This is a genomic window from Rhizobium sp. BK008, from assembly GCF_014197345.1.
Taxonomy (GTDB): domain Bacteria; phylum Pseudomonadota; class Alphaproteobacteria; order Rhizobiales; family Rhizobiaceae; genus Rhizobium; species Rhizobium anhuiense.
In genome coordinates, this window is sequence record NZ_JACIFK010000010.1 from 177,379 (window position 1) to 199,769 (window position 22,391).

A 22,391-nucleotide genomic window follows, 5' to 3' on the forward strand; every position below is an offset into this window, starting at 1 on the left:
GGACGACAAAGAAGTCATCGCAAGCCAGGCGAGCAAAACGCACTAATCAGACGCCTAGCAGATGCGGGCGTGCCGGCGAAAGTTTCAAACGACTAGTCCCGATTGGAGCCGGCATGTCGCTGCTGGAAATGAAGAAGACCGTCGCCGACCTGAACAAGCCAAACCCCTCTGGTGAGTTCCGGCCTTGCATTCGTTGAAGGAGATTCCTACGCTCGAAAGTCTCCTTAGTGCCAAACGTAGTTGACCATCAGGCTCCGCGGCGAGCTCGGTGAGACTGGCAATCGCAGGATCTCACCGATGAATTCGGGAAGCGAAACCTAAGCAAGATTCCCACCGTTTTGATGGAACCCGCGTCGTCCTAAGCGGTTCTCTAAGTTGACGGGAGAATATGCATGTCGAAAACCCTTCTCTACGGTGCGACCAAGATCGACGAGACCAACAGCGCCTATGCGCCGGTCAAAAGCCTTGCTGCGTTCCAGTGGAAGAACCGCGTTTTCGTTGTGTTCGCCGACAGGGACAAAGCCCGCGCCGCCCGCCAGGAGAACCAGCTGCTGGCCGATCGCTCGGCCCTCGATGAGCGTGACCTGGTGGTGCTGAAGATATCAGGCGCCGGCGTTCGGCCACTCTTCGGTGCCCCCGATGGTCTCGACGGCGAAGCGATCCGCCGCGATCTCCAGGCGCCCGATGTGGGCGAGTTCGCGGCCTTTCTTGTTGGCAAGGACGGCACCGTCAAGCTGAAGGCCAGCGAGCCGATCACCGATGGCGAGCTCTTCGCCATCATCGACAGCATGCCGATGCGCGCGGCCGAATCGCTGAAGCCGGACAAATAGTCCCGAACATCGCGTCAAACCAAGATCATGAAAGGGAGGCGGTCATGTCCGTGCCCAACGAACCCATTCCCGACCAGCCGCCGATGCCAGCACCCGGCTGGAAGCCGGTGCCTCCGATCACGGAACCGGAGCCGGACAGGCTGCCCGACGAGGCGCCGGTTCCGAACCCGGACGAGAACGACGAGCCGGCAAAACACGTGCGGGACGTTTAAAGAAAAATATGGCGCTCGGCGCTGACGAGTTCCTGCAGGAAATCGGCAACGCTCCTGACGCGCACGAGATCGCGCGCCGTTTCGTGATAGGTCGTCCAATAGGCCCGCCGGATCGAAATTTCAGGCAGGATGCGCTGGAGTTCCGGATACTGCCGGGCGATATAATCGTGCAGAATGCCGATGCCGGCGCCTGATCGCACCGCCTCCGTCTGCCCGATCGCCGTCGATATCTCGAAGCTCGCATCCCAGCTGCGCATCACCTCGCCGGAGAAATTCAGCGAGGCGGTGAAGATCAGGTCTTCGACATAGCCGATGCGCGGATGCGCCTTCAGCGCCTCGATATCGCCGGGCGTGCCCTGGGCGGCGAGGTAGTCGCGTGAGGCATAGAGGCCGAGCGTGTAGTCGGTGAGTTTGGAAGAGACGAGCCGGCCTTGGACCGGCCGCTCCAGCGTGATGGCGATATCGGCCTCGCGCTGCGACAGCGAGAAAGAGCGCGGCACGGGTACGAGCTGGATCTTCAGTTCCGGATGGCGCTCGATCAGTCTGCCTATGCGCGGCGCCAGGAAGGATACACCGAACCCATCGGGCGCGCCGACGCGCACGGTCCCGGCAATAGCCGTATCGGTGTGGCCGAGGCTGGCCTGTACCGCGAGCATTTCGGTTTCCATCCGCTCTGCGGATGCCAGGAACACTTCGCCTTCGGCCGTCAGCTCGCAGCCATTCGTGCGGCGGATGAAAAGCCGTGTCTTCAGCGCCTCTTCCAGCGACGTCAGCCGGCGCGAGAGCGTGGCGTGATTGAGCCCCAGCCGCTTCGAGGCGGCAAGGATCTGCCCGGTGCGGGCGACGGCCAGGAAAATCCGAACATCGTCCCAGTTCATGGCTTGGCACGCATGGCGATCGGATCGACTTCGATCAGCACCAGCGATGTGACCATGCCCGCCGTCTGGTTCTTGTATTTCAGGAAATGCGGTGCCTGCAGATGGGCCTCATATGCCGCCTGGTCGGTGTAGACCTCAAGAATACGGATACGGTTTGGGTGGTCCCTGATGGAAACGGCGCAGAGGGAAAGGACGCCGTCTTCCAGCGCCACCGATGCCTCGATTTCCTCTGCGAGCAACGCGCGATAGGTTTCCAGCGTCTCCGGAGCGATCTCCAGCTCCGCCATTCTGACGACGGGTTTCCGACTCAACGGTTTGACCTCCCCTTGGGATTTGACTTGTCGACGTGCCGTGCCAAGTTTGTAAGCAGCAGGCCCGATGCAACGACAGGACTACAATATACGCACAACAGTTCCTTATATCAGCGCATTGATTTGTGCAAATTGAAGTGCGATTGTCGGTCATCCAAAAACAGGAGGAACACCCATGCATGAGATCGGTCATTTCATCGGCGGCAAGCATGTTGCCGGCACCAGCGGCCGCGTGAGCAACGTCTACAATCCGGCAACCGGCGAAGTGCAGGCGACGGTCGCGCTTGCAAGCGTCGAGGAACTGCGCGCCGCAGTCGAAAACGCAAAGGCCGCGCAGCCGAAATGGGCTGCCACCAATCCGCAGCGCCGCGCCCGCGTCTTCTTCAAGTTTGTCGAACTCCTGAACAAGCACATGGATGAACTTGCCGAATTGATTTCCAAGGAACACGGCAAGACGATCGAGGATGCCAAGGGCGACGTCATCCGCGGCCTCGAAGTCTGCGAATTCGTCTGCGGCATTCCGCATCTCGCCAAGGGTGAATTCACCGAGGGCGCAGGCCCGGCGATCGACATGTATTCGATCCGCCAGCCGGTCGGCATCGGCGCCGGCATCACCCCTTTCAACTTCCCCGGCATGATCCCGATGTGGATGTTTGCGCCGGCGATCGCCTGCGGCAACGCCTTCATCCTGAAGCCCTCCGAGCGTGATCCCTCCCTGCCGATCCGTCTCGCCGAACTGATGATCGAGGCCGGTCTGCCCGCCGGCATTCTCAACGTCGTTAACGGCGACAAGGGTGCTGTCGATGCGATCCTTACCGATCCGGATATCGGCGCCGTCTCCTTCGTCGGCTCGACGCCGATCGCTCGCTACGTCTATGGCACGGCGGCAATGAACGGCAAGCGCGCCCAGTGCTTCGGCGGCGCCAAGAACCACATGATCATCATGCCGGATGCCGATATGGACCAGGCCGTCAACGCGCTGATGGGCGCAGGCTATGGTTCGGCCGGCGAGCGCTGCATGGCGATCTCGGTTGCCGTTCCGGTCGGCGAAGAAACCGCCAACCGCCTCGTCGAGAAGCTGACGCCGAAGATCGAATCGCTGCGCATCGGCCCCTACACCGATGACAAGGCCGACATGGGCCCGCTCGTCACCAAGGATGCCTATAACCGTGTCCGCGGCCTGATCGACCGCGGCATCGAGGAAGGCGCCAAGCTCGTCGTCGACGGCCGCGATTTCAAGCTCCAGGGCTATGAAGACGGCTATTTCGTCGGCGGCTGCCTGTTCGACCACGTCACGCCCGAGATGGACATCTACAAGACCGAGATCTTCGGACCTGTCCTCTCCGTCGTCCGCGCCGCGAACTATGAGGAAGCGCTGTCGCTGCCGATGAAGCACGAATACGGCAACGGCGTCGCCATCTACACCCGTGACGGCGATGCCGCCCGCGATTTCGCCTCGCGCATCAATATCGGCATGATCGGCATCAACGTTCCGATCCCGGTTCCGCTCGCCTACCACTCCTTCGGCGGCTGGAAGGCATCGAGCTTCGGCGACCTCAACCAGCACGGCACGGATTCGATCAAGTTCTGGACGAAGACCAAGACGGTCACCGCCCGCTGGCCCTCGGGCATCAAGAGCGGCGCCGAGTTCGTCATGCCGACGATGAAGTGATCTTCACGACATTCCAATCTGCAATCTGCAATTCGGGGGCCTTAGGGCCCTCGAACTTTTCGATTCTAAGTTGTTGATTTTCGGCGGCGTTGCTTTCAGATGAACTGCCGGTCATGCGATTCCCGTCATGGGGCCGAATTGACGTCGCGGCAAATGGCCTCATAAGCTGAATGCGAATTTCATATTTTGGAATTGTTCAAAACTACCAAACCGCCTATATAGGTCTGAACAGGCACGAGTCAGGAGAATGGCATGCGGTTGACGAAGCAGACCAACTATGCGGTTCGCATGTTGATGTATTGTGCTGCCAACGACGGGCACTTGAGCCGGATTCCGGAAATCGCCAAGGCCTATGGTGTTTCCGAGCTCTTTCTTTTCAAGATTCTCCAGCCGCTCAACAAGGCGGGTCTGGTCGAGACCGTGCGCGGTCGCAACGGCGGCGTGCGCTTGGGCAAGCCGGCGGCCGACATCACCCTCTTCGACGTGGTTCGGGTCACGGAAGACAGTTTCGCCATGGCCGAATGCTTCGAGGATGACGGTGAGGTCGAATGCCCGCTGGTCGACAGCTGCGGCCTGAATTCGGCGCTGCGCAAGGCGCTCAACGCCTTCTTCGCCGTGCTTTCGGAATATTCCATTGACGACCTCGTCAAGGCCCGTCCGCAGATCAATTTCCTTCTCGGAATCACCGGTGAGCAGCAATATCGCAAACCCGCGATCGTTGTCCCCGCCGCCTGAACTATCCCTTGTGCGTCCGAAAAGACGCACGGCGCTCTAAGCGCAGATTATGCTTCTGAACCGCGGTTGCTCCAGCAGCCGCGCTTTTTGTTTTTGCGGCGTCTCCCGGTCTCGGAAATGCGGGGGGGGGGGAATGGCGTCCGCGTGTCGCGATGGCGGCGCTTTTATACCAAATGCGACAAAATTCCGGTCTTTTTTGTCCGAAAATTTCCAAATGCGGCTGATTTTTGACTGAAAATTTCTAAAATTGTCCAGCTGGAAAATTTTTCTCCGTAGCCCGTTGCTTTCAGTAGATAAATATCGTTCCATCAACCGTCGATCGTGATGCCATTCTACGATCTCCAAACATCAAAAAAGAACAACCGGGAAACAATACTATGAAAAAGATCTCTGTCCTCCTGGCAGCGACGGCCCTGATTTCCGTCATGGCGACGTCGGCCTGGTCCAAGACCCTTGTCTATTGCTCCGAGGGCTCGCCGGAAGGCTTCGACCCGAGCCTCTACACGGCAGGCACGACCTTCGACGCGTCGTCGCGCACGGTCTATAGCCGTCTCGTCGAATTCAAGCATGGCGGCACCGAGATCGAGCCGGGCCTGGCCGACAGCTGGAGCGTTTCGGCCGACGGCAAGGAATACACCTTCAAGCTGCATCCGGGCGTCAAGTATCAGGCCACCGACTTCTTCACGCCGACGCGTGACTTCAATGCTGACGATGTCATCTTCTCGTTCGAGCGCCAGCTCAAGGCTGACAATCCCTGGAACAAGTATGTCGAGGGCGGCTCTTACGAATATGCTGCCGGCATGGGCTTCCCGGAGCTGATCAAGTCGGTCGAGAAGGTCGATGACCTCACCGTCAAGTTCACCCTCAACCATCCCGAAGCGCCGTTCCTCGCCGACCTCGCCATGGACTTCGCCTCGATCGTCTCCAAGGAATATGCCGACAAACTCGCCGCCGACGGCAAAATGGCGCAGATGAACCAGCAGCCGCTCGGCACCGGCCCGTTCACCTTCGTCGCCTACCAGCCGGATGCCGTCATCCGCTACAAGGCCAACGAGACCTATTTCAAGGGCAAGGAAAAGATCGACGATCTGGTTTTCGCCATCACTTCTGACGCCGCCGTCCGCGCGCAGAAGCTGAAAGCCGGTGAATGCCACCTCATTCCTTATCCGAATGCGGCTGACGTCGCCGAACTCAAGAAGGACGAGAACCTGACCGTGCTCGAGCAGGCCGGCCTGAACGTTTCGTATCTCGCCTACAACACCTTGATTGCTCCATTCGACAAAGCCGAAGTCCGCAAGGCGCTGAACATGGCGATCAACAAGCAGGCGATCGTCGATGCCGTCTTCCAGGGTGCCGCGGCCGTTGCCAAGAACCCGATCCCGCCGACGATGTGGTCCTATAACGATGCCGTCGTAGACGACAAGTACGATCCCGATGCGTCGAAGAAGATGCTGGCAGATGCCGGCGTCAAGGATCTGAAGATGAAGATCTGGGCAATGCCGGTTTCGCGTCCGTACATGTTGAACGCGCGTCGCGCCGCCGAATTGATGCAGGCCGACTTGGCCAAGGTCGGCGTCGATGCGGAAATCGTCACCCATGAATGGGCCGAATATCTGAAGCTCTCGTCCGACAAGAATCGCGACGGTGCCGTCATCCTCGGCTGGACCGGCGACAACGGTGATCCCGACAACTTCATGGATACGTTGCTTGGCTGCGACGCTGTCGGCGGCAACAACCGCGCTCAGTGGTGCAACAAGGAATTCGACGATCTGATGACCAAGGCCAAGCAGACGGCCGACGTCGCCGAGCGCACCAAGGCTTATGAGCAGGCTCAGCTGATCTTCAAGAAGGAAGCTCCCTGGAATACGCTCGACCACTCGTTGGTCTTCGTTCCGATGAGCAAGAAGGTCTCGGGCTTCTTCATGGATCCGCTCGGCATCCACCGTTTCGACGGCGTGGACATTTCCGAATAATAAAAAATCTGTAAACTACCCGGTCAACGCCGGGTGCGGCCGGCGGTCAGGTTGCCCTGACCGCCGGAAACTATTGGAAAACCTGCTATGTTGCGTTTTTTCATCGGCCGCCTCGCGGTGCTGATCCCGACGTTTCTCGGTGTTTCGCTCATTGCCTTCTCGTTCATCCGCCTGATTCCCGGTGATCCGGTCATGCTTCTGTCGGGTGAACGTGTCATGGCGCCGGAACGTCACGCCCAGATCATGCACGATCTCGGCTTCGACCGGCCCATATATGTGCAGTATTTCGATTATATCGTAAAAGTGCTGCACGGCGATCTCGGCACCTCGATCGTCACCAAGCGGCCCGTTCTCGGCGAGTTCTTCACGTTGTTCCCGGCAACGCTGGAACTTTCGCTCTGTGCCATCATCATCGCGGTCTGTCTTGGCGTGCCCGCCGGCGTCTTTGCGGCCGTCAAGCGTGGCACCTGGTTCGATCAGAGCGTGATGGGTGTTGCCCTCATCGGTTATTCCATGCCGATCTTCTGGTGGGGCTTGCTGCTGATCATCTTCTTCTCCGGCTATCTCGGCTGGACGCCGGTTTCCGGTCGCATCTCACTGATGTATTTCTTCAAGCCGGTCACCGGCTTCATGCTGATCGACAGCCTGCTGTCAGGCCAGAAGGGCGCTTTCGCCTCGGCCGTCAGCTATCTCATTCTGCCGACCATCGTGCTGGCGACCATCCCGCTCGCCGTTATCGCCCGCCAGACGCGTTCGGCGATGCTCGAGGTTCTGGGCGAGGATTATGTCCGCACGGCGCGCTCGAAGGGCCTGAAGCCGCTGCGCGTCGTCGGCGTGCATGCGCTGCGCAATGCGATGATCCCCGTCATTACCACGATCGGCCTGCAGATCGGCGTCCTTCTTGCCGGCGCCATCCTCACCGAGACGATCTTCTCCTGGCCGGGCATCGGCAAATGGATGGTCGATTCGGTGTTCAAGCGCGATTATGCCGTGGTCCAGGGTGGCCTTCTCCTGATCGCCGGCGTCATCATGCTGGTCAATCTGATTGTTGATGTTCTCTACGGCTTCATCAATCCGCGCATTCGTCATTAGGAGCGGTTCATGAGCACCGTCACCGTCAAAACCGGTCAGCCATCCGCTGTTGCGGAGTTCTGGCATTATTTCTCTCGCAACAAGGGCGCCGTCATCGGCCTCGTGGTGTTCACCATCATCCTGGTCGTCGCAGTCTTCGCGCCGCTCTTTGCGCCGCATGCGCCGAACGAGCAGAACCGCCAGGTGCTGCTCGCCGTGCCGGCCTGGATGGAGGGCGGTAGCGCCTCCTTCCCGCTCGGAACGGATGCCGTCGGCCGCGATATCCTCTCGCGCCTGATCTATGGCGCGCGCTTTTCGCTCTTCATCGGCGTCGTCGTCGTCACACTTTCGGTCATCTGCGGGGTGCTGATCGGCCTCATCGCCGGATATTTCCGCGGCAAGGTCGACACCGCGATCATGCGCCTGATGGACATCATCCTGGCCTTCCCGTCGCTGCTGCTCGCGCTCGTGCTGGTGGCCGTCCTGGGGCCTGGCCTCACCAACGCGATGATCGCGATTTCGCTGGTCAATCAGCCGCATTTCGTGCGCCTGACGCGCGCCTCGGTCATTTCAGAGCGCGAGAAGGAATATGTGATCGCCTCGCGTGTCGCCGGTGCCGGCACCTTCCGGCTGATGTTCAAGACGATCCTGCCGAACTGTCTGGGGCCGCTGATCGTTCAGGCGACGCTCGCCTTCTCGGCGGCGATTCTCGATGCCGCCGCCCTCGGCTTTCTCGGCATGGGCGCCCAGCCACCGACACCGGAATGGGGTACGATGCTGGCCGAATCCCGTGAGTTCATCTCGCGCGCCTGGTGGGTGGTGACATTTCCGGGTCTTGCCATTCTCATCACCGTTCTCGCCATCAACCTGATGGGCGACGGCCTGCGCGATGCGCTCGATCCCAAACTGAAGAGGTCGTGATGTCGCTCCTCGAGATTGAAAATCTGACTGTCGAATTCCAGACCTCTTCCGGTCTGTTCCGCGCCGTCGACGGCGTGTCGCTTGCCTGCGACAAGGGCGAAATCCTGTCGGTCGTCGGTGAATCCGGCTCGGGCAAATCCGTTGCCATGCTGGCGCTGATGGGGCTTCTGCCCTGGACAGCGAAGATCACCGCCGACCGTCTGCAGTTCGACGGCAAGGATCTGCGCGGCATCTCCGCCCGGCAGCGCCGCAGGATCGTCGGCAAGGATATGGCGATGATCTTCCAGGAGCCGATGTCGAGCCTCAATCCGTGCTTCACGGTTGGCTTCCAGCTCGGTGAGACCCTGCGCTTTCACATGGGCCTCAACCGCAAGGAGCGCCGCCAACGCTCGATCGAGCTCTTGAATCTCGTCGGCATTCCGGCGCCGGAAGACCGCCTGTCGAACTTCCCGCATCAGATGTCCGGCGGCATGAGCCAGCGCGTCATGATCGCCATGGCGCTCGCCTGCAATCCGAAGCTGCTCATCGCCGATGAGCCGACGACCGCGCTCGACGTGACGATCCAGGCCCAGATCCTCGATCTGCTCGTTCGCCTGCAGAAGGAGCAGGGCATGGCGCTGGTGCTGATCACCCACGACATGGGTGTCGTCGCCGAAACCGCCGAGCGCGTGCAGGTGCAATATGCCGGCCAGAAGGTCGAGGAGCAGCCGGTGAGGGCGCTGTTCCGCGATCCGCATCATCCCTATACCGCAGCCCTGCTCGCGGCCCTCCCGGAACGCGCCAAAGTCGGCCAGCGCCTTCCCTCGATCGCCGGTGTCGTGCCCGGTCAGCACGGTCGCCCGACAGGCTGTCTTTTCGCGCCGCGCTGCGGCTTCGCCACGGTCGAATGCGATCGCGGCGTCGTTCGTCAGGGGCCGGAGTTGGGCCTGGCGCTCTGCAACTATCCTTTGAAGGACGGCAAGCCGCTCGGCCATCCGGGCGTGATAGCCGTTGAAACTGCAGGAGACCTCGTATGACGGATGCTGTTCTCGAGGGCAGGGACCTCGCCCGCTTCTACACCGTAAACCGTGGTTTCTTCAAAGCCGACGCCACCGTCAAGGCGCTGAACGGCGTCAGCTTCAGCCTCCATTCCGGCAAGACGCTCGCCGTCGTCGGCGAATCCGGCTGCGGCAAGTCCACGCTCGCCCGCCTGGTCACCATGATCGAGGATCCGACGTCAGGGCAGTTGCTGATCGACGGCAAGCCCGCCAATGTCGGCGACCGCAGCCTGCGCAGCCAGGTGCAGATCGTCTTCCAGAATCCGTACGGCTCGCTCAACCCGCGCCAGAAGGTCGGCTCGATCCTCGAAGAGCCGCTGAAGATCAACACCGATCTCAACGCCGCCGCCCGCCGCCGCAAGGTGGAGGAGATGATGGCGCGCGTCGGCCTGCGTTCGGAGCATTATGGCCGTTATCCCCACATGTTCTCAGGCGGCCAGCGTCAGCGCATCGCCATTGCCCGCGCCCTGATGCTGCGGCCGAAGGTGCTGGTGCTCGACGAACCGGTCTCGGCGCTCGATCTGTCGATCCAGGCGCAGGTGCTGAACCTCTTGATGGACCTGCAGAAGGAGATGGGTCTTGCCTATCTCTTCATCTCGCATGGCCTGTCCGTCGTCCATCATATCGCCGACGAGGTGATGGTGATGTATCTCGGCCGCCCGGTCGAAACCGGTCCCGCCGCCGAGGTCTTCGCCAGGCCGCGCCATCCCTATACGGCCGCCTTGCTGTCGGCCACGCCGATTGCCGATCCCGACCGCGAGAAGAGCCGCATCCGCCTGCAGGGTGAGCTGCCGTCGCCGTTGAAGCCGCCGTCGGGCTGCCACTTCAATCCGCGCTGCTGGAAGGCGCAGGACCATTGCCGCCAGGTTTCTCCCGAATTAAGGGCAGAGGGCGCACAACAATATGCCTGTCACTTCCCGCTCGATTGAGCGGGAAACATCGATTGGGAGGAATCATGTCGGAGCAGATGAACAAACCCCATGCGATCATCGTCATGGGGGTCAGCGGCTGCGGCAAATCCTCCGTCGGCGAAAAGCTCGCCGAGGCCCTGCACCTGGCCTTCGTCGAAGGCGATGCGCTTCATCCGGCCGCCAATGTCGAAAAGATGTCGAAGGGCATTCCGCTGACGGATGAGGACCGGATGCCCTGGCTCGACCTAATCGGCGAGGACATGCAGGCCTCGCTTGACAAGAGCGAGGGCATCATCGTCTCCTGCTCGGCGCTGAAGCGCGTCTATCGCGACCGGCTGCGGGCGGCTGTCGGCGGCAATCTGTCCTTCGTCTATCTCGAAGGCTCCAAGGCGCTGCTGACGAAGCGGATGGGCGAGCGCAAGGGCCATTTCATGCCGGTCTCGCTGCTCGAAAGCCAGCTGGCGACGCTTGAGGTGCCCACGGGCGAGCCGGGCGTCGCCACCGTCGATATCGACGACACGGTGGACGGCATCGCGGCGACCGCTCTCAAAGGTCTCGCTGCTCTCGGCATCACGGCTTGAAACGCTGCGGCGAATAGGCCGCAATATCGATGAACGGCGTCTCGCCGGTGATGAGTTCGGCAAGCACGCGGCCCGTCACCGGCCCGAGCGTCAGCCCGTGATGGGCATGGCCGAAGGCAAACCACAGGCCCTGATGGCGCGGCGCCTTGCCGATAACCGGCATCATATCGGGCGTGCAGGGGCGAGCACCCATCCAAGGCTCGGGATCGAGCCGCCTGCCGAGCGGGAAGATGGTGCGCGCGACGGCTTCGGCGCGGTCGAGCTGGACCGGCGTCTTCGGCGCGTCGAGCGTTGCAAACTCCGCCCCGGTCGTCAGGCGGATGCCGCGGTTCATCGGCGCCAGCAAATAGCCGCGTTCGGCATCGAGCATCCAGTTGTTGAGCACGGCATCGCCCTCAGCGGCATAATGCATGTGATAGCCGCGTTTGACCCCGAGTGGGAAGGAATAGCCGAGCCGGCGCGTCGCAACGGCCGCCCAGGGGCCGAGCGCTATGACGGTATCCTCGGCTTCGAGCGGACCCTCTGTCGTCATGATCTTCCAGCCGGAGCCGAACGGACCGAGCGAGGCGGCATCCCCGGTGACGAAACGGCCGCCGAGGCTTTCGAAATAGCGGCGATAGGCCGATGTCAGCGCATGCGGGTCGAGCACCGACCAGGGGTCGCGCCAGCGGATAGCACCGGCGAAATCGCCGGAAAGATCAGGTTCCATGCGGGCGATATCGGCCGGAGCCAGGCTGTCGTACTCCACCCCGAATTCATTCTGCCAAAGTGCTGCCTCCGCAAGAGCCGCGTCGCGCTTGGCCTGCGTGCGGAAAAGCTTGATCCAGCCATCCTTGCGGATCAGCGCTTCAGCCTGTGACGCTTCGATCAGGTCCTTGTGTTCGGCAATCGAATTTTCGATCAGCGGCGCATAAGCCCGGGTGATGAGCGCGTGGCGGCGCGCATTGGAGTTCCACCAGTAGCGGGCGAGAAAGGCGATCTGGCTCGGCAGCGTGCGCAGGTGATAATGCGCATCGATGCGGTTATTCAGCGCATAACGCAGCAAAAGCCCGAGCTGCTGGGGAAAGCCGTAAGGCGCGACACCTTCGCGCTGGATCAGGCCGGCATTGCCGAAGGAGGTTTCGTTGCCCGGATCCTTGCGGTCGATCAGCGTCACCTGCCGGCCGCGCCGCTGAAGATGGATGGCCGTGGAAACCCCGACGATGCCGGCGCCGAGCACGATTGCGTTCTTCGTCATTTCCCCTGCATTCCGCTTTGTTTGTCGGGGTGAAAATGCCCTTGCCGATGATGCGGCGCAAACGAAAAATCGCATTCATTTCAAAATCATTGCGCTTTTCAGTGCGGCATTTTCAGCCTTCACGCGGACATGGAGGATAAGCGCGTTGAGCAGGGAAAAGACAGCCGCGTAAAACGGCAGGTCGAAGGCGAGGGGAAGGACGGCGATCTCGCCGACGACGATCGCATAGTTCGGATGGCTGAGGAAACGATAGGGCCCGGATCGGACGAGCGGTGCGCCGGGCAGGATGATGATGCGCGTCGTCCAGCGGCCCTTGAGCGTCGCCAGCACCCAGAGCCGCAACCCCTGCAGCACCATGAACACGACAAACCAGAAGAGCTCGACCGGTCTTCCCGGTGCCAGCAGCCAGAGGCCGATGATCCAGGCCGTATGCAGCGCCACCATGACGGGATAGTGCTCTGCTGCCACCTCCCTGGCGCCTCGGGCGAGAAGGGCTGCGGTGTTGCGCTGGGCGAGCACGAGCTCGCCCAGCCGCTGCAGCGTCACGAAGGCCAGAAGCGCGATCGACGGCCACATCATGCCACTCTCCGCAGCGTCACGCAGCTCGCCGAAAATCCCGGCCCCATGGCGATCATCGCGGCACGCTCCGGCAATCCGGCGCGGATCGCCCGCTCCAGCACGAACAGAATGGTCGGCGACGACATGTTGCCATATTCGGCAAGCACGGCGCGCTCGTGATCGAGTGTGCCCGGAACCAGCGACAGTGCGCTCTCCATCGCGGCCAGCACCTTCATGCCCCCGGGATGGCAGATGAAGCGGCCGATATCCTCCGGCCTCAGCCCATTGCGCGCCAGAATGGTCGTCACCGCCGGGCCGAGCTCTCTCTCCGCAAAGGGCGGCAGCGATTGCGCCAGCACGATGCCGAAGCCGCCATCGTCGATCTTCCAGCCCATAATATCGAGCGTGTCGGGAAAGAGATGTTCGCCTGTTGATTCCACTTCCGCCAGCCCGCCTCCTCCCGCACGCAGCACGCAGGCGGCCGCGCCGTCGCCGAAAAGCGCTGTCGCGATGATGTTCGGCCGCGTCAGCTCGTCCAGCCGGAAGGCCAGCGTGCAAAGCTCGATCGAGATGAATAGCACGACGGCGCCCGGTCGGCTTTGCGCCAGCCGCGAGGCGATCGCAAAGCCGGACACCCCGGCTGCACAGCCGAGCCCGAAGACCGGCACGCGCTCGATGTCGGGACGGAAACCCATCCTGCGGGCAAGCTGCGCATCGAGGCTCGGCGTCGTAAAGCCGGTGGAAGAGACGGTCACGACACAGTCGACATCCCCGGCCTCAAGCCCTGCCTGACGAAGTGCGCAGCTGGCCGCCTCCACGAAAAGCCCGCCCGCCACCTCTGCATAGGCCTCCATCCGGTCCTGCCAACCATGCGGTTCGTCGAACCAGGAAAGCGGCCGCGCCGCATGACGCTTTTCGATGCCGGCGCTGTCGAAGACGCGGGCAAGATGGCGGAAATCCTCGAAACGGTCGGCAAACAGCCGGGCCGAGGCTTCGAGCGCTTGTTTTTGGAGGATGACATGTTCGGGGGCGGCGACGGCGAGGCTGATGAGTTTCACGGTATCGGTCACGGAATTCTCCTTGTCGTTCCCGGCGGAACGGATGGAAACACGCGAACGCCGAAATTATTCGGATCTGCGGGCTTCACGAAACCGTGATGTAAGAAATGCCAGGCGCAGCCGAATAAAGCCAGGCGCAGCGGTGTTCTCTCCTCGCAACGTCACTTTCGAGGAGTTTCCCCATGACGATCATGTCTGCCCGCATTGCTTCGATCATTCTCGGCGGCTGCCTTGCCGCATCTGTGTTCTCCGGTCCGGTCTTTGCCATCGGCGATAACAGCAGTGCAACGCCAGTCTGTAAGAAGGGCGAGATCTACGACCAGAAGACCAAGAAATGCGTCAAGCAGCAGAGCGCCAACATCTCCGACAAGAACCGCGCCGACTACGCCTATTCACTGGCCAAGGCCGGCCGTTATGAGGAGGCGCTTGCCATGCTCGACACGATCAAGGATCAGAACACGGCCGAAGTGCTGAATTATCGCGGTTACGCCACCCGTAAGCTCGGCCGCACCGACGAAGGCATCTCTTATTACCTGCAATCGGTGAAGATGGACCCGCAATATGCCAAGGTCCGCGAATATCTCGGCGAGGCCTATGTCATCAAGGGCCAGTTCGATCTCGCCAAGGAGCAGTTGAAGACGATCAAGGCGATCTGCGGCACCACCTGCGAGGAATATCAGGATCTGAACGCCGCGATCCTTAACCCCTCTAAGATCTGATCGGGAATCCACGGACAGGAAGATGGAAGCACGGAAGGGATATCTCAATGTCGGTCGCGCGCACCCAATTTCCTGCCTATAGTCCCGCGAGAATGGAATCGCCGGTTCATCCGGCGGTTCCGAAAGTTGTTGGATCGGCGGAGGCGACCATCGCGAGCGAAGCGGATATCAGGAGCGGCTTGACGGAAAATCTGGCAAGGCTCTGGCGTTATGGTCTCGTGCTCTCGCATCAGCGCGATGTTGCCGACGACCTGGTGCAGGCGACCTGCCTTCGCGCGCTGGAGCGCGCCGATCAGTTCATCCCCGGCACCCGGCTCGACCGCTGGCTGTTTTCGATCCTGCATTCGATCTGGCTGAACGAGATCCGCTCCCGCCGGGTGCGCCAGGGCCAGGGTTTCGTCGATGCCGGGGAAACACTGACCTTCGACGGCGCACACGACACTGAAGCGCATGTGATGGCCCATCAGGTGCTCAAGCAGGTGAATGCGTTGCCCGAGGCGCAGCGGACGGTGGTTTTCCTCGCCTATGTGGAAGGACTTTCCTATCGTGAGGTTGCAGGCATATTGGATATCCCGATCGGAACCGTGATGAGCCGGCTGGCGGCTGCCCGCGCCACGCTCTCCGGCGCCGGATCGGAAGGGGGACGGCAATGAACAGCAAACACACCATTCCCTCCGACGAGGACCTGACCGCCTTCATCGACGGCGAACTGACGGCCGAAGAGGCTACGCGCATCGAAGCCCTCGTCAGCGAAGATGAACACGTCGCCGAACGGCTGGAATTCCTGGCGCGCGCCAGCCTGCCGTTCGAGCAGGTCTTCGCCCCGCTGCTCGCCGAAGCCCCGCGTCAGAAGCTGGAGACGATGCTCGCCGCCATCCCGGCGCAGCAGCGCGCAAAATCCGCTTCTGCGCTGACATTCGCCAGCCGTCGCCGGTTCCTCGGCGCGCTCGCCGCCTCGCTCGTTGCCGGCATCGCGATCGACCGCGCCGTCATCGGCATCGGCGCACGCCTTTCGGCAAACGACGAAAACAGCGAATGGCGCAGCGTGGTCGCCGACTATATCTCGCTCTATACCCCGGAAACCCTGGCCGGCCCGGTGCCTGCCCGGGAGGCCCAGGCCGCCCAGCTCGGCCCGCTTGACGAGAAACTCGGCCTGTCGCTCTCCCCGGAAGCCGTCGCGCTTCCGGGCATCGATTTCAAGCGCGCGCTGCTCTTGCAATATGACGGCAAACCGCTTGCCCAGATCGCCTATCTCGACCCCGAAACCGGCCCGATGGCGCTGTGCATCGTCATGTCGGATGCCGGACCCAAGACGCCGGATCTCGAAAGCCGCAAGGGGATGAATGTCGTCTACTGGTCGAACGAGACGCATGCCTTCATGCTGATCGGTCGCGTTCCGGCCGACCGCATGAAGGAGTTGGGAGAGGACGTCAGGAGGAGACTTTCAGCCTGACTGCTATAGAGCGTCGCAATTTTTCAGATTCGCTCTTTAGCTTTTTGTTTTCCGCATGCCGTTATCGCAAGGCCGCCGTGCACTCTCGCACGGTATGCCTATTTCGCCGGATCGCAGCTATTTAATCCATCAGGCCACGCAAATATTGGCCATAATCGCCTTTGCCCGCTTTGGCGGCAATCTGGGCGAAATGCTCCTTGGTGATGAAGCCTTTGGCCAGCGCGATTTCCTCCGGGCAAGCGATCTTGAAGCCCTGGCGTTTTTCAAGGGTGCGGACGAACTCGCCGGCCTCGAGCAGGCTTTCGGGCGTGCCGGTGTCAAGCCAGGCATAACCACGGCCCATCATCGAGACGCGCAGCTTACCCCGCTCCAGATATGTCCTGTTGACGTCGGTAATCTCGTATTCGCCGCGCGCCGAAGGCTTTAGATTGGCGGCGATATCAACGACGTCGGCATCGTAAAAATAAAGGCCGGTGACGGCCCAGTGCGATTTCGGCTTCACCGGCTTTTCTTCAATCGAAATTGCAGTCATGTCGCTGCCGAATTCGACGACACCGTAACGTTCGGGATCGTGCACATGATAGGCAAATACGGTCGCGCCATCACCCTTCGATACACCCTCTTCAAGCAGTTCGGGCAGCCCGTGGCCAAAATAGATATTGTCTCCGAGGATAAGACAGGATGGCCCGCCCGCCACGAAATCTGCGCCGATAATATAGGCTTGGGCCAGTCCATCGGGGCTCGGCTGCACGGCATAGCTCAGAGACATGCCCCAATCGCTGCCGTCACCCAGCAACCGCTGGAAAAGCGGCATATCGTGCGGGGTGGAGATGATCAGAACCTCTCTGATGCCGGCCAGCATCAAGGTGGTCAGCGGGTAGTAGATCATCGGCTTGTCATAGATCGGAAGCAACTGCTTCGAGACCGAATGAGTCATCGGGTGCAGGCGAGTACCGCTGCCCCCCGCAAGCACAATACCTTTCATACGGCCTCCTTCGGCTCTTCCAAGAGCTTTGTCACAATAGCTCGCGTCGATACCTGCCACTCCGGCATGCTGACGCCATAAAGGCGCTTCAACTTATCGCAGCACAATCGGGAATTGGCGGGCCGCTTCGCGGCTGTGGGGTAATCGGCAGTCGCAATGTCCCTGACGGTGACACGCCTGCCGGTCTTTTCCTCGAGAATGGACAATATATTTCGAGCAAACTCGGCCCAGTTGGTTTCGCCGCTCCCGGCCAAATGAAAAACGCCGCGCAAGTCCGGGCTGGAATCCTTTGACAGTCTGGCCGCTATTTTGACGATAGCCACGGCGATGTCGTTGGCGGAGGTCGGGCAACCCAGTTGGTCGCTCACGACGCTTAGCTCGTCTCGCGTCTCCGCAAGCCTGAGCATGGTTTTCACGAAGTTATGGCCAAATGTCGAATAGACCCAAGCCGTCCGCAGGATCACATGGTTCTCATTGGCTGCGGCAACCGCATATTCGCCTTCGAGCTTCGATCTGCCGTAGACGGATACCGGTCCGACCGGGTCGCTCTCGACATAGAGTTCGGGCTTGTCTCCATCGAACACATAATCGGTCGAGAGATGGATGACGGGAATGGACAGCTCGGCAGCTGCGGCAGCGATGGCTCCTGCGCCGTCTCGATTGATGGCGAACGCCGCCGCCTCGTCGCTTTCGGCTTTGTCGACGGCAGTGTAGGCGGCCGACGACACGACGACGTCGGGTTTGAGCTTCGCAATGGTTTCACTCACCATAGAAGGCGCGAGCAAATCCAACTCGGGCCTGCCGATGGCGATGACCTCGATGTCAGGCGCCTTGAGCGCTTGCAACGCAGACGTGACCTGGCCGCTCTTGCCTGTTACCGCGATGCGCATCTCACACCTTTTTCAACACGCCAAGGCGTTCACCGGAATACACATCCTCGCGCAGCGGCTGCCACCACCATGCATTTTCCAGATACCAGTCGACGGTCTTGCGGATGCCGCTGTCGAAATTCTCCAGTGCTTTCCAGCCGAGTTCAGTCTCGAGTTTGGTCGCGTCGATAGCGTAGCGGGCATCGTGGCCCGGCCGATCGGTAACGTAGCTTATAAGATCGCTATGCGGTGCATGTCCTGGCCGGACTTCATCCATGATCGCGCAGACACGCTCGACGACATCGATGTTCCGCCGCTCGTTGCGCCCGCCGACATTGTATTTTTCGCCGAGACGGCCCCGTTGCACGATCAGCCACAGCGCTCGTGCGTGATCGTCGACATAGAGCCAGTCGCGAATGTTGGAGCCGCTTCCGTAGACGGGCAATGGCTTCCGTTCCAGCGCATTCAATATGATGAGGGGGATGAGCTTTTCCGGGAAATGAAAAGGACCGTAATTGTTCGAACAGTTGGAAATGATCACCGGCAGGCCGTAAGTCCGCTCCCACGCCGTTGCCAGGTGATCGCTGGCCGCCTTGGATGCGGAGTAGGGAGAGGACGGATCGTAAGGCGTCGTCTCGGCAAACAGCCCGTCTTCACCCAGCGAACCGTAGACTTCGTCGGTGGACACGTGCAGCATCCTGAATGCCGCCTTTTCGTCCGCCGGAAGGCCTTGCCAATATTGCCGCGCAGCCTCCAGCACGCTGAAGGTGCCATTTATATTCGTTTCGATAAAATCCGCCGCCCCGGTGATCGACCGGTCGACGTGGCTTTCCGCCGCCAGATGCATGACGTAATCGGGACGAAACTCCTCGAAAGCGCTGCTGACCGCGCTTCGGTCGCAAATGTCGGCTTTGAGAAACCTGTAGTTCGGAGCATTCTCGATCGCTTTCAGCGAGGCGAGATTGCCGGCATAGGTCAGCTTGTCGATATTGAGGACGTCGGCGCCGACCTCACTGACGAGATAGCGCACCAATGCCGAACCGATGAAGCCAGCGCCACCTGTTACAAGAACACGCATGAGGCCCTCCGTTTTACGAAAATTGAAAATATGCGGGGAGTTCGGAAAGCAATGGCTGTTTGTTGTCCTTATCAGAAAGAACGTAGGCATCCATCTGCGGCCACTCGATCCCGATCTCGGCATCGTTCCACCGCAGGCCGCGGTCATGCTCGGCGCTGTAGGGAGCCGTGACCTTGTAACTGATGATCGTCTCGGGCTGCAAAGTTACGAACCCATGCGCAAATCCGGCCGGCACCCAAAGCTGTGAGCCATTCTCCGGCGACAGTTCTGCAGAAACCCACTTTCCGTAGGTCGGAGAGCCATGCCTGATATCGACGGCCACATCCAGCAGCGCGCCGCGCAGGCAGCGCACCAACTTGCCTTGGGCGAAGGGAGACAGCTGAAAATGCAATCCCCGAACGGTCCCCGGTTGCGCTGAAAGAGACTCATTGTCCTGCACGAAAGAAACGTCGGCCACGTTGGTGCGGAACCAGGAATCTTTGAAGACTTCGCTGAAATAGCCCCTCGAGTCACCGAATCTGGCGGGAGTGATCCTTTTGACGTCCCCGATCCCCAGTTGTTCTACATTCAATGCATACATCCTTGCATTAGGCTCGATCGCTGAATTGTGACAGCAACCAACGCCGGCAATATAGCCAATCGTGCTGCTGAGCACATACCGCGCCGGGGCCGGGACAGCAAGATGAGAATCCAGTTCTGCCAGCGGATGCGTGAAAGGTGCCGGCTCGCCTCTATCCGAGACTGCAAGGCGCCTTTGGAGTGGCATAACCGCTGCTGCCAGCGAGAATTCACGCCCGACATGCTTTGAATTTCAGTTGGCGCTTGGCAGAGGTGACGATCATGCTTTATGGCGCACGCTGGCACATCGACCGCATGGGGTTGCGATATGTGTGGTGAAACAGCGGATCGACAAATCGCCGGGCGCCCCGTTATACGAGCTGGATCGGAGTTATTCAGTTGATAGAAATTCTTTGCGCGACCTATAATGGAATGCGCTATCTTCGGGAGCAGATTGCATCCATTGAGGCGCAGACGCTCACCGACTGGCATGTGACGTTCTTCGACGACGGCTCAACGGATGGTACCGTCGAAATGCTCGAAGCTCTGGTTGCAAAGGATGCGCGCTTCCGCTTGACACGAAATCCCGTCAATCTCGGCTTTTGCGGTAACTTCCTCAACAACCTTTCGAATCTCAAAAATGCTGACGCTTATGCGTTCTGCGACCAGGATGACATTTGGTATCCGGAAAAACTAAAACGTGCGTTCGACTGGCTGTCGCGGATCGACCCTGGCACACCGGCAGTTTATTTCGCTCGGACCGAAATTGTCGATGAACAACTCAATCATGCAGGAATGTCGCCCGAGTTCAAACTCGAACCAAGTTTTCGCAACGCCCTGGTCCAGAGCATCGGTGGAGGCAACACCATGATGTTCAATCAGGCGGCAAGGGATCTTGTGGTCAACACATTGCCGAAAACACGTCTCATTTCCCACGACTGGTGGTTCTATATTGTTGTGGCAGGCTGCGGCGGCGTGGTCCGATACGATGCGGAACCGGTGTTGAAATACCGCCAGCACGCCACCAACCTGGTTGGCGCCAACAACGGTATCTCAATGCAAGTCGCCAGATTGTGGATGGCTTTTCGGGGGCAATGGCGTGCGTGGAACACGGCTCACGAAGAGGCGATCAAGACCTTCGAGGATCGTCTTACCCCCGAAAATCGCGCCGCTTTCCAGGCTTTTCAGCGGGCTCGCAACGGTGATTGGCCCTTTGAGCGATTGTCGGTGCTCAAGCGAACCGGGATAAAGCGCCAAAGCACGCTCCAGACCAAATTTCTTCCCATCCTCGCTCTCCTGAACAGATTGTAGGCGTAGCCTCCTTATCTTCGGCTTCGAAGGAAGCAGGCCTCTTGAGGCAGGTAAACGCAACGTCGCGTTCAAGTTAGAAGGCACAGCGATATCGACCTTGTTGTCTCTGAGCGAGAGACGTCGATAGCAGTCACTGGATCGAGATCTAGCCGCGAACGACGGGCGCAAAGCCTGTGCTGCCGCGATCCGCACAAATGAGGGCGACGAGGTAGGCGAAGATCGGATCCAGAGCCTTCTGATTGAACATGATGCCAAAGCTGCCCGTGATCACGTAGCTGCTGACGAGCAGAAGAGCGAGCGCGATGGAGATGTCCCGGCCCGGCCCCGCTTCCTTTCTCCACGCGCCTATCACGGGCGTCATGAGCATCAGGCAAAGCGCTGCAATGCCGATAACGCCGGCGTCGATTCCCGCGGTCAGAAAGCCGTTGTGGACATGCGAGAAGGGCAACTGCGGCCTTATGTTATCGGGGAGTTCCGCCAGGACCGAAGCCATCCGGTTTTGCGGGCCATAACCCGTCAACGGGTCCTTACGGATTGCCGATAGCGCGCCTTTGTACAAAGCGATCCGCGCGCTGAGCGATGTGATCTCGCCGTCGCTGCGTTCGAGTGTTGTCAGATCTCCCTGGAGCGCCTGGATGCGATCGAGGATTTGGCCGCTGCCCAAGGCGACAATTCCCGCCAACAGCAGGGAGCCGGTAATGGCCAGGCTGCGCAAACTCAGATGGAAGCTGTGTTTGCGAAAATACCAGAGAAAGATGACGATATGGACGGGAATGACCAGCCAGGCTGAGCGCGTTCCCGAAAGCAGCACGCAGCCGAGACCCGCGGCATATCCCAATATCGCAATTCTTTGCTCTACGCTTCTGGGAGATTGAACGTTGAGAAGCGCAATGCCGCCGAAAAGAACGCCTATGACTCCGAGGAGTGCAGCGTTCGAAGTTCCCGCCTCTGCCCTCGGCATCAGAAAGATGATCTGCAGCAGACTGAAAAGAAAGGTCAGGATCATGCCGATGCCGGCGCCGAGGATAAAGAGTGGCACGAGACGGCCATCGGGAGAGTGGCGCATCCGTGGCAAGATCAGCCAGACCGAAAAGAAAGGCAGGAGCCGGAATATCCAGTCCAGTTCCTCGGAGTAAGGTGGATTGATGAATATGCTCGCGATCATCACCAACGGGTAGATCGACATGCCGATGGCAACCAGTCGGTCGGATCTCGACAGGTTCAATGCAAGTCGGCCTGTCGCCAGACAATAGATGCCCCACACCATGGACGCGAGGAGGATGAAGGAGTTGAAGTTCGACGAAAGTCCTGGAAGGATTGCAAAGGCAAAGACCGCAATGCGGTTATTTCGGTCGAGCGAATCTCCCGTCCCATTCTCCGGACCAAGAACCGCTATTTTGAGTTGTCTGAAGTAATTCAATTTGCCGGTCCTG

General features: G+C 60.2%; 24 protein-coding genes. 14 read left to right on the plus strand and 10 right to left on the minus strand.

The window, feature by feature from the left end:
• The first annotated feature begins 392 nt into the window (after positions 1-392).
• Entirely contained in the window at positions 393-830 is a 438-nt protein-coding gene (locus FHT69_RS30085; protein WP_183906353.1) for a DUF4174 domain-containing protein, read from the plus strand.
• A 44-nt stretch (positions 831-874) separates the two neighbouring features.
• Positions 875-1,042 (plus strand): hypothetical protein, encoded by a 168-nt coding sequence (locus tag FHT69_RS30090; protein ID WP_088930367.1) that lies wholly within the window; start codon positions 875-877, stop codon positions 1,040-1,042.
• Here FHT69_RS30090 and FHT69_RS30095 read toward each other — a convergent pair.
• Positions 1,039-1,920: a LysR family transcriptional regulator gene (locus tag FHT69_RS30095; protein WP_127431253.1), complete on the minus strand. Its 882-nt coding sequence runs from the start codon at positions 1,918-1,920 to the stop codon at positions 1,039-1,041. The genes FHT69_RS30090 and FHT69_RS30095 overlap by 4 nt on opposite strands.
• Positions 1,917-2,231 (minus strand): putative quinol monooxygenase, encoded by a 315-nt coding sequence (locus FHT69_RS30100; RefSeq protein WP_183904510.1) that lies wholly within the window; start codon positions 2,229-2,231, stop codon positions 1,917-1,919. The genes FHT69_RS30095 and FHT69_RS30100 overlap by 4 nt, the downstream gene beginning before the upstream one ends.
• Before the next feature lie 175 nt (positions 2,232-2,406).
• Between FHT69_RS30100 and FHT69_RS30105 the strand changes: the two genes are divergently transcribed.
• The 8 genes from FHT69_RS30105 to FHT69_RS30140 all read left to right on the plus strand — a co-directional run bounded on the left by FHT69_RS30105 (position 2,407) and on the right by FHT69_RS30140 (position 11,132).
• Complete coding sequence (locus FHT69_RS30105; RefSeq protein WP_028758281.1) at positions 2,407-3,903, plus strand: CoA-acylating methylmalonate-semialdehyde dehydrogenase; 1,497 nt, start codon at positions 2,407-2,409, stop codon at positions 3,901-3,903.
• Between the two features lie 252 nt (positions 3,904-4,155).
• Entirely contained in the window at positions 4,156-4,638 is a 483-nt protein-coding gene (rirA, locus tag FHT69_RS30110; protein ID WP_028758280.1) for an iron-responsive transcriptional regulator RirA, read from the plus strand.
• 377 nt (positions 4,639-5,015) lie between these two features.
• Positions 5,016-6,611 (plus strand): ABC transporter substrate-binding protein, encoded by a 1,596-nt coding sequence (locus tag FHT69_RS30115; protein WP_183906354.1) that lies wholly within the window; start codon positions 5,016-5,018, stop codon positions 6,609-6,611.
• A gap of 87 nt (positions 6,612-6,698) precedes the next feature.
• Complete coding sequence (locus tag FHT69_RS30120) at positions 6,699-7,703, plus strand: ABC transporter permease subunit (RefSeq protein WP_018244875.1); 1,005 nt, start codon at positions 6,699-6,701, stop codon at positions 7,701-7,703.
• A gap of 9 nt (positions 7,704-7,712) precedes the next feature.
• Complete coding sequence (locus tag FHT69_RS30125; protein WP_183904509.1) at positions 7,713-8,603, plus strand: ABC transporter permease subunit; 891 nt, start codon at positions 7,713-7,715, stop codon at positions 8,601-8,603.
• Positions 8,603-9,619, plus strand: a complete 1,017-nt coding sequence (locus FHT69_RS30130) for an ABC transporter ATP-binding protein (RefSeq protein ID WP_183904508.1) — start codon at positions 8,603-8,605, stop codon at positions 9,617-9,619. Before FHT69_RS30125 ends, FHT69_RS30130 begins: the two co-directional genes overlap by 1 nt.
• Complete coding sequence (locus FHT69_RS30135; RefSeq protein WP_183906355.1) at positions 9,616-10,569, plus strand: peptide ABC transporter ATP-binding protein; 954 nt, start codon at positions 9,616-9,618, stop codon at positions 10,567-10,569. The genes FHT69_RS30130 and FHT69_RS30135 overlap by 4 nt, the downstream gene beginning before the upstream one ends.
• A gap of 26 nt (positions 10,570-10,595) precedes the next feature.
• Positions 10,596-11,132, plus strand: coding sequence for a gluconokinase (locus tag FHT69_RS30140; protein WP_210304383.1), 537 nt, complete (start codon positions 10,596-10,598; stop codon positions 11,130-11,132).
• Here the strand turns inward: FHT69_RS30140 and FHT69_RS30145 are convergent.
• The 3 genes from FHT69_RS30145 to FHT69_RS30155 form a co-directional block, all read right to left on the minus strand.
• The gene (locus tag FHT69_RS30145; RefSeq protein WP_183904507.1) at positions 11,122-12,369 is read right to left on the minus strand and encodes an NAD(P)/FAD-dependent oxidoreductase; all 1,248 of its coding nucleotides are present in this window, start codon (positions 12,367-12,369) and stop codon (positions 11,122-11,124) included. The genes FHT69_RS30140 and FHT69_RS30145 overlap by 11 nt on opposite strands.
• 75 nt (positions 12,370-12,444) lie before the next feature.
• Positions 12,445-12,948: an isoprenylcysteine carboxyl methyltransferase family protein gene (locus tag FHT69_RS30150; protein ID WP_183904506.1), complete on the minus strand. Its 504-nt coding sequence runs from the start codon at positions 12,946-12,948 to the stop codon at positions 12,445-12,447.
• Entirely contained in the window at positions 12,945-13,997 is a 1,053-nt protein-coding gene (locus FHT69_RS30155; RefSeq protein ID WP_183906356.1) for a type III polyketide synthase, read from the minus strand. The genes FHT69_RS30150 and FHT69_RS30155 overlap by 4 nt, the downstream gene beginning before the upstream one ends.
• Positions 13,998-14,167: 170 nt before the next feature.
• Here FHT69_RS30155 and FHT69_RS30160 point away from each other — a divergent pair, with 170 nt between their 5' ends.
• The 3 genes from FHT69_RS30160 to FHT69_RS30170 are packed head-to-tail and all read left to right on the plus strand — an operon-like array spanning position 14,168 to position 16,157.
• On the plus strand, positions 14,168-14,704 hold the full coding sequence (locus FHT69_RS30160) for a tetratricopeptide repeat protein (RefSeq protein WP_028758270.1): 537 nt from the start codon (positions 14,168-14,170) through the stop codon (positions 14,702-14,704).
• A 47-nt stretch (positions 14,705-14,751) separates the two neighbouring features.
• The gene (locus FHT69_RS30165) at positions 14,752-15,357 is read left to right on the plus strand and encodes an RNA polymerase sigma factor (protein WP_183904505.1); all 606 of its coding nucleotides are present in this window, start codon (positions 14,752-14,754) and stop codon (positions 15,355-15,357) included.
• On the plus strand, positions 15,354-16,157 hold the full coding sequence (locus FHT69_RS30170) for an anti-sigma factor (protein WP_183904504.1): 804 nt from the start codon (positions 15,354-15,356) through the stop codon (positions 16,155-16,157). The genes FHT69_RS30165 and FHT69_RS30170 overlap by 4 nt, the downstream gene beginning before the upstream one ends.
• A gap of 121 nt (positions 16,158-16,278) precedes the next feature.
• On the opposite strand, the gene rfbA is transcribed toward FHT69_RS30170, so the two are convergent.
• From rfbA to rfbC, 4 genes are read right to left on the minus strand one after another with little or no spacing between them, the layout of a single operon-like run.
• Complete coding sequence (rfbA, locus tag FHT69_RS30175; protein WP_028758267.1) at positions 16,279-17,142, minus strand: glucose-1-phosphate thymidylyltransferase RfbA; 864 nt, start codon at positions 17,140-17,142, stop codon at positions 16,279-16,281.
• On the minus strand, positions 17,139-18,032 hold the full coding sequence (gene rfbD, locus FHT69_RS30180) for a dTDP-4-dehydrorhamnose reductase (RefSeq protein ID WP_183904503.1): 894 nt from the start codon (positions 18,030-18,032) through the stop codon (positions 17,139-17,141). Before rfbD ends, rfbA begins: the two co-directional genes overlap by 4 nt.
• Position 18,033: 1 nt before the next feature.
• Positions 18,034-19,089, minus strand: coding sequence for a dTDP-glucose 4,6-dehydratase (gene rfbB, locus FHT69_RS30185; protein ID WP_183906357.1), 1,056 nt, complete (start codon positions 19,087-19,089; stop codon positions 18,034-18,036).
• A gap of 13 nt (positions 19,090-19,102) precedes the next feature.
• Positions 19,103-19,669 carry a dTDP-4-dehydrorhamnose 3,5-epimerase gene (rfbC, locus tag FHT69_RS30190; RefSeq protein ID WP_049812605.1) on the minus strand — a complete coding sequence of 189 codons (567 nt, stop codon included), beginning with the start codon at positions 19,667-19,669 and terminating at the stop codon, positions 19,103-19,105.
• Between the two features lie 377 nt (positions 19,670-20,046).
• Here rfbC and FHT69_RS30195 point away from each other — a divergent pair, with 377 nt between their 5' ends.
• Complete coding sequence (locus FHT69_RS30195; protein ID WP_183904501.1) at positions 20,047-20,958, plus strand: glycosyltransferase family 2 protein; 912 nt, start codon at positions 20,047-20,049, stop codon at positions 20,956-20,958.
• A gap of 145 nt (positions 20,959-21,103) precedes the next feature.
• On the opposite strand, the gene FHT69_RS30200 is transcribed toward FHT69_RS30195, so the two are convergent.
• Positions 21,104-22,378 carry an O-antigen ligase family protein gene (locus FHT69_RS30200; protein ID WP_183904500.1) on the minus strand — a complete coding sequence of 425 codons (1,275 nt, stop codon included), beginning with the start codon at positions 22,376-22,378 and terminating at the stop codon, positions 21,104-21,106.
• Positions 22,379-22,391: the final 13 nt, after the last annotated feature.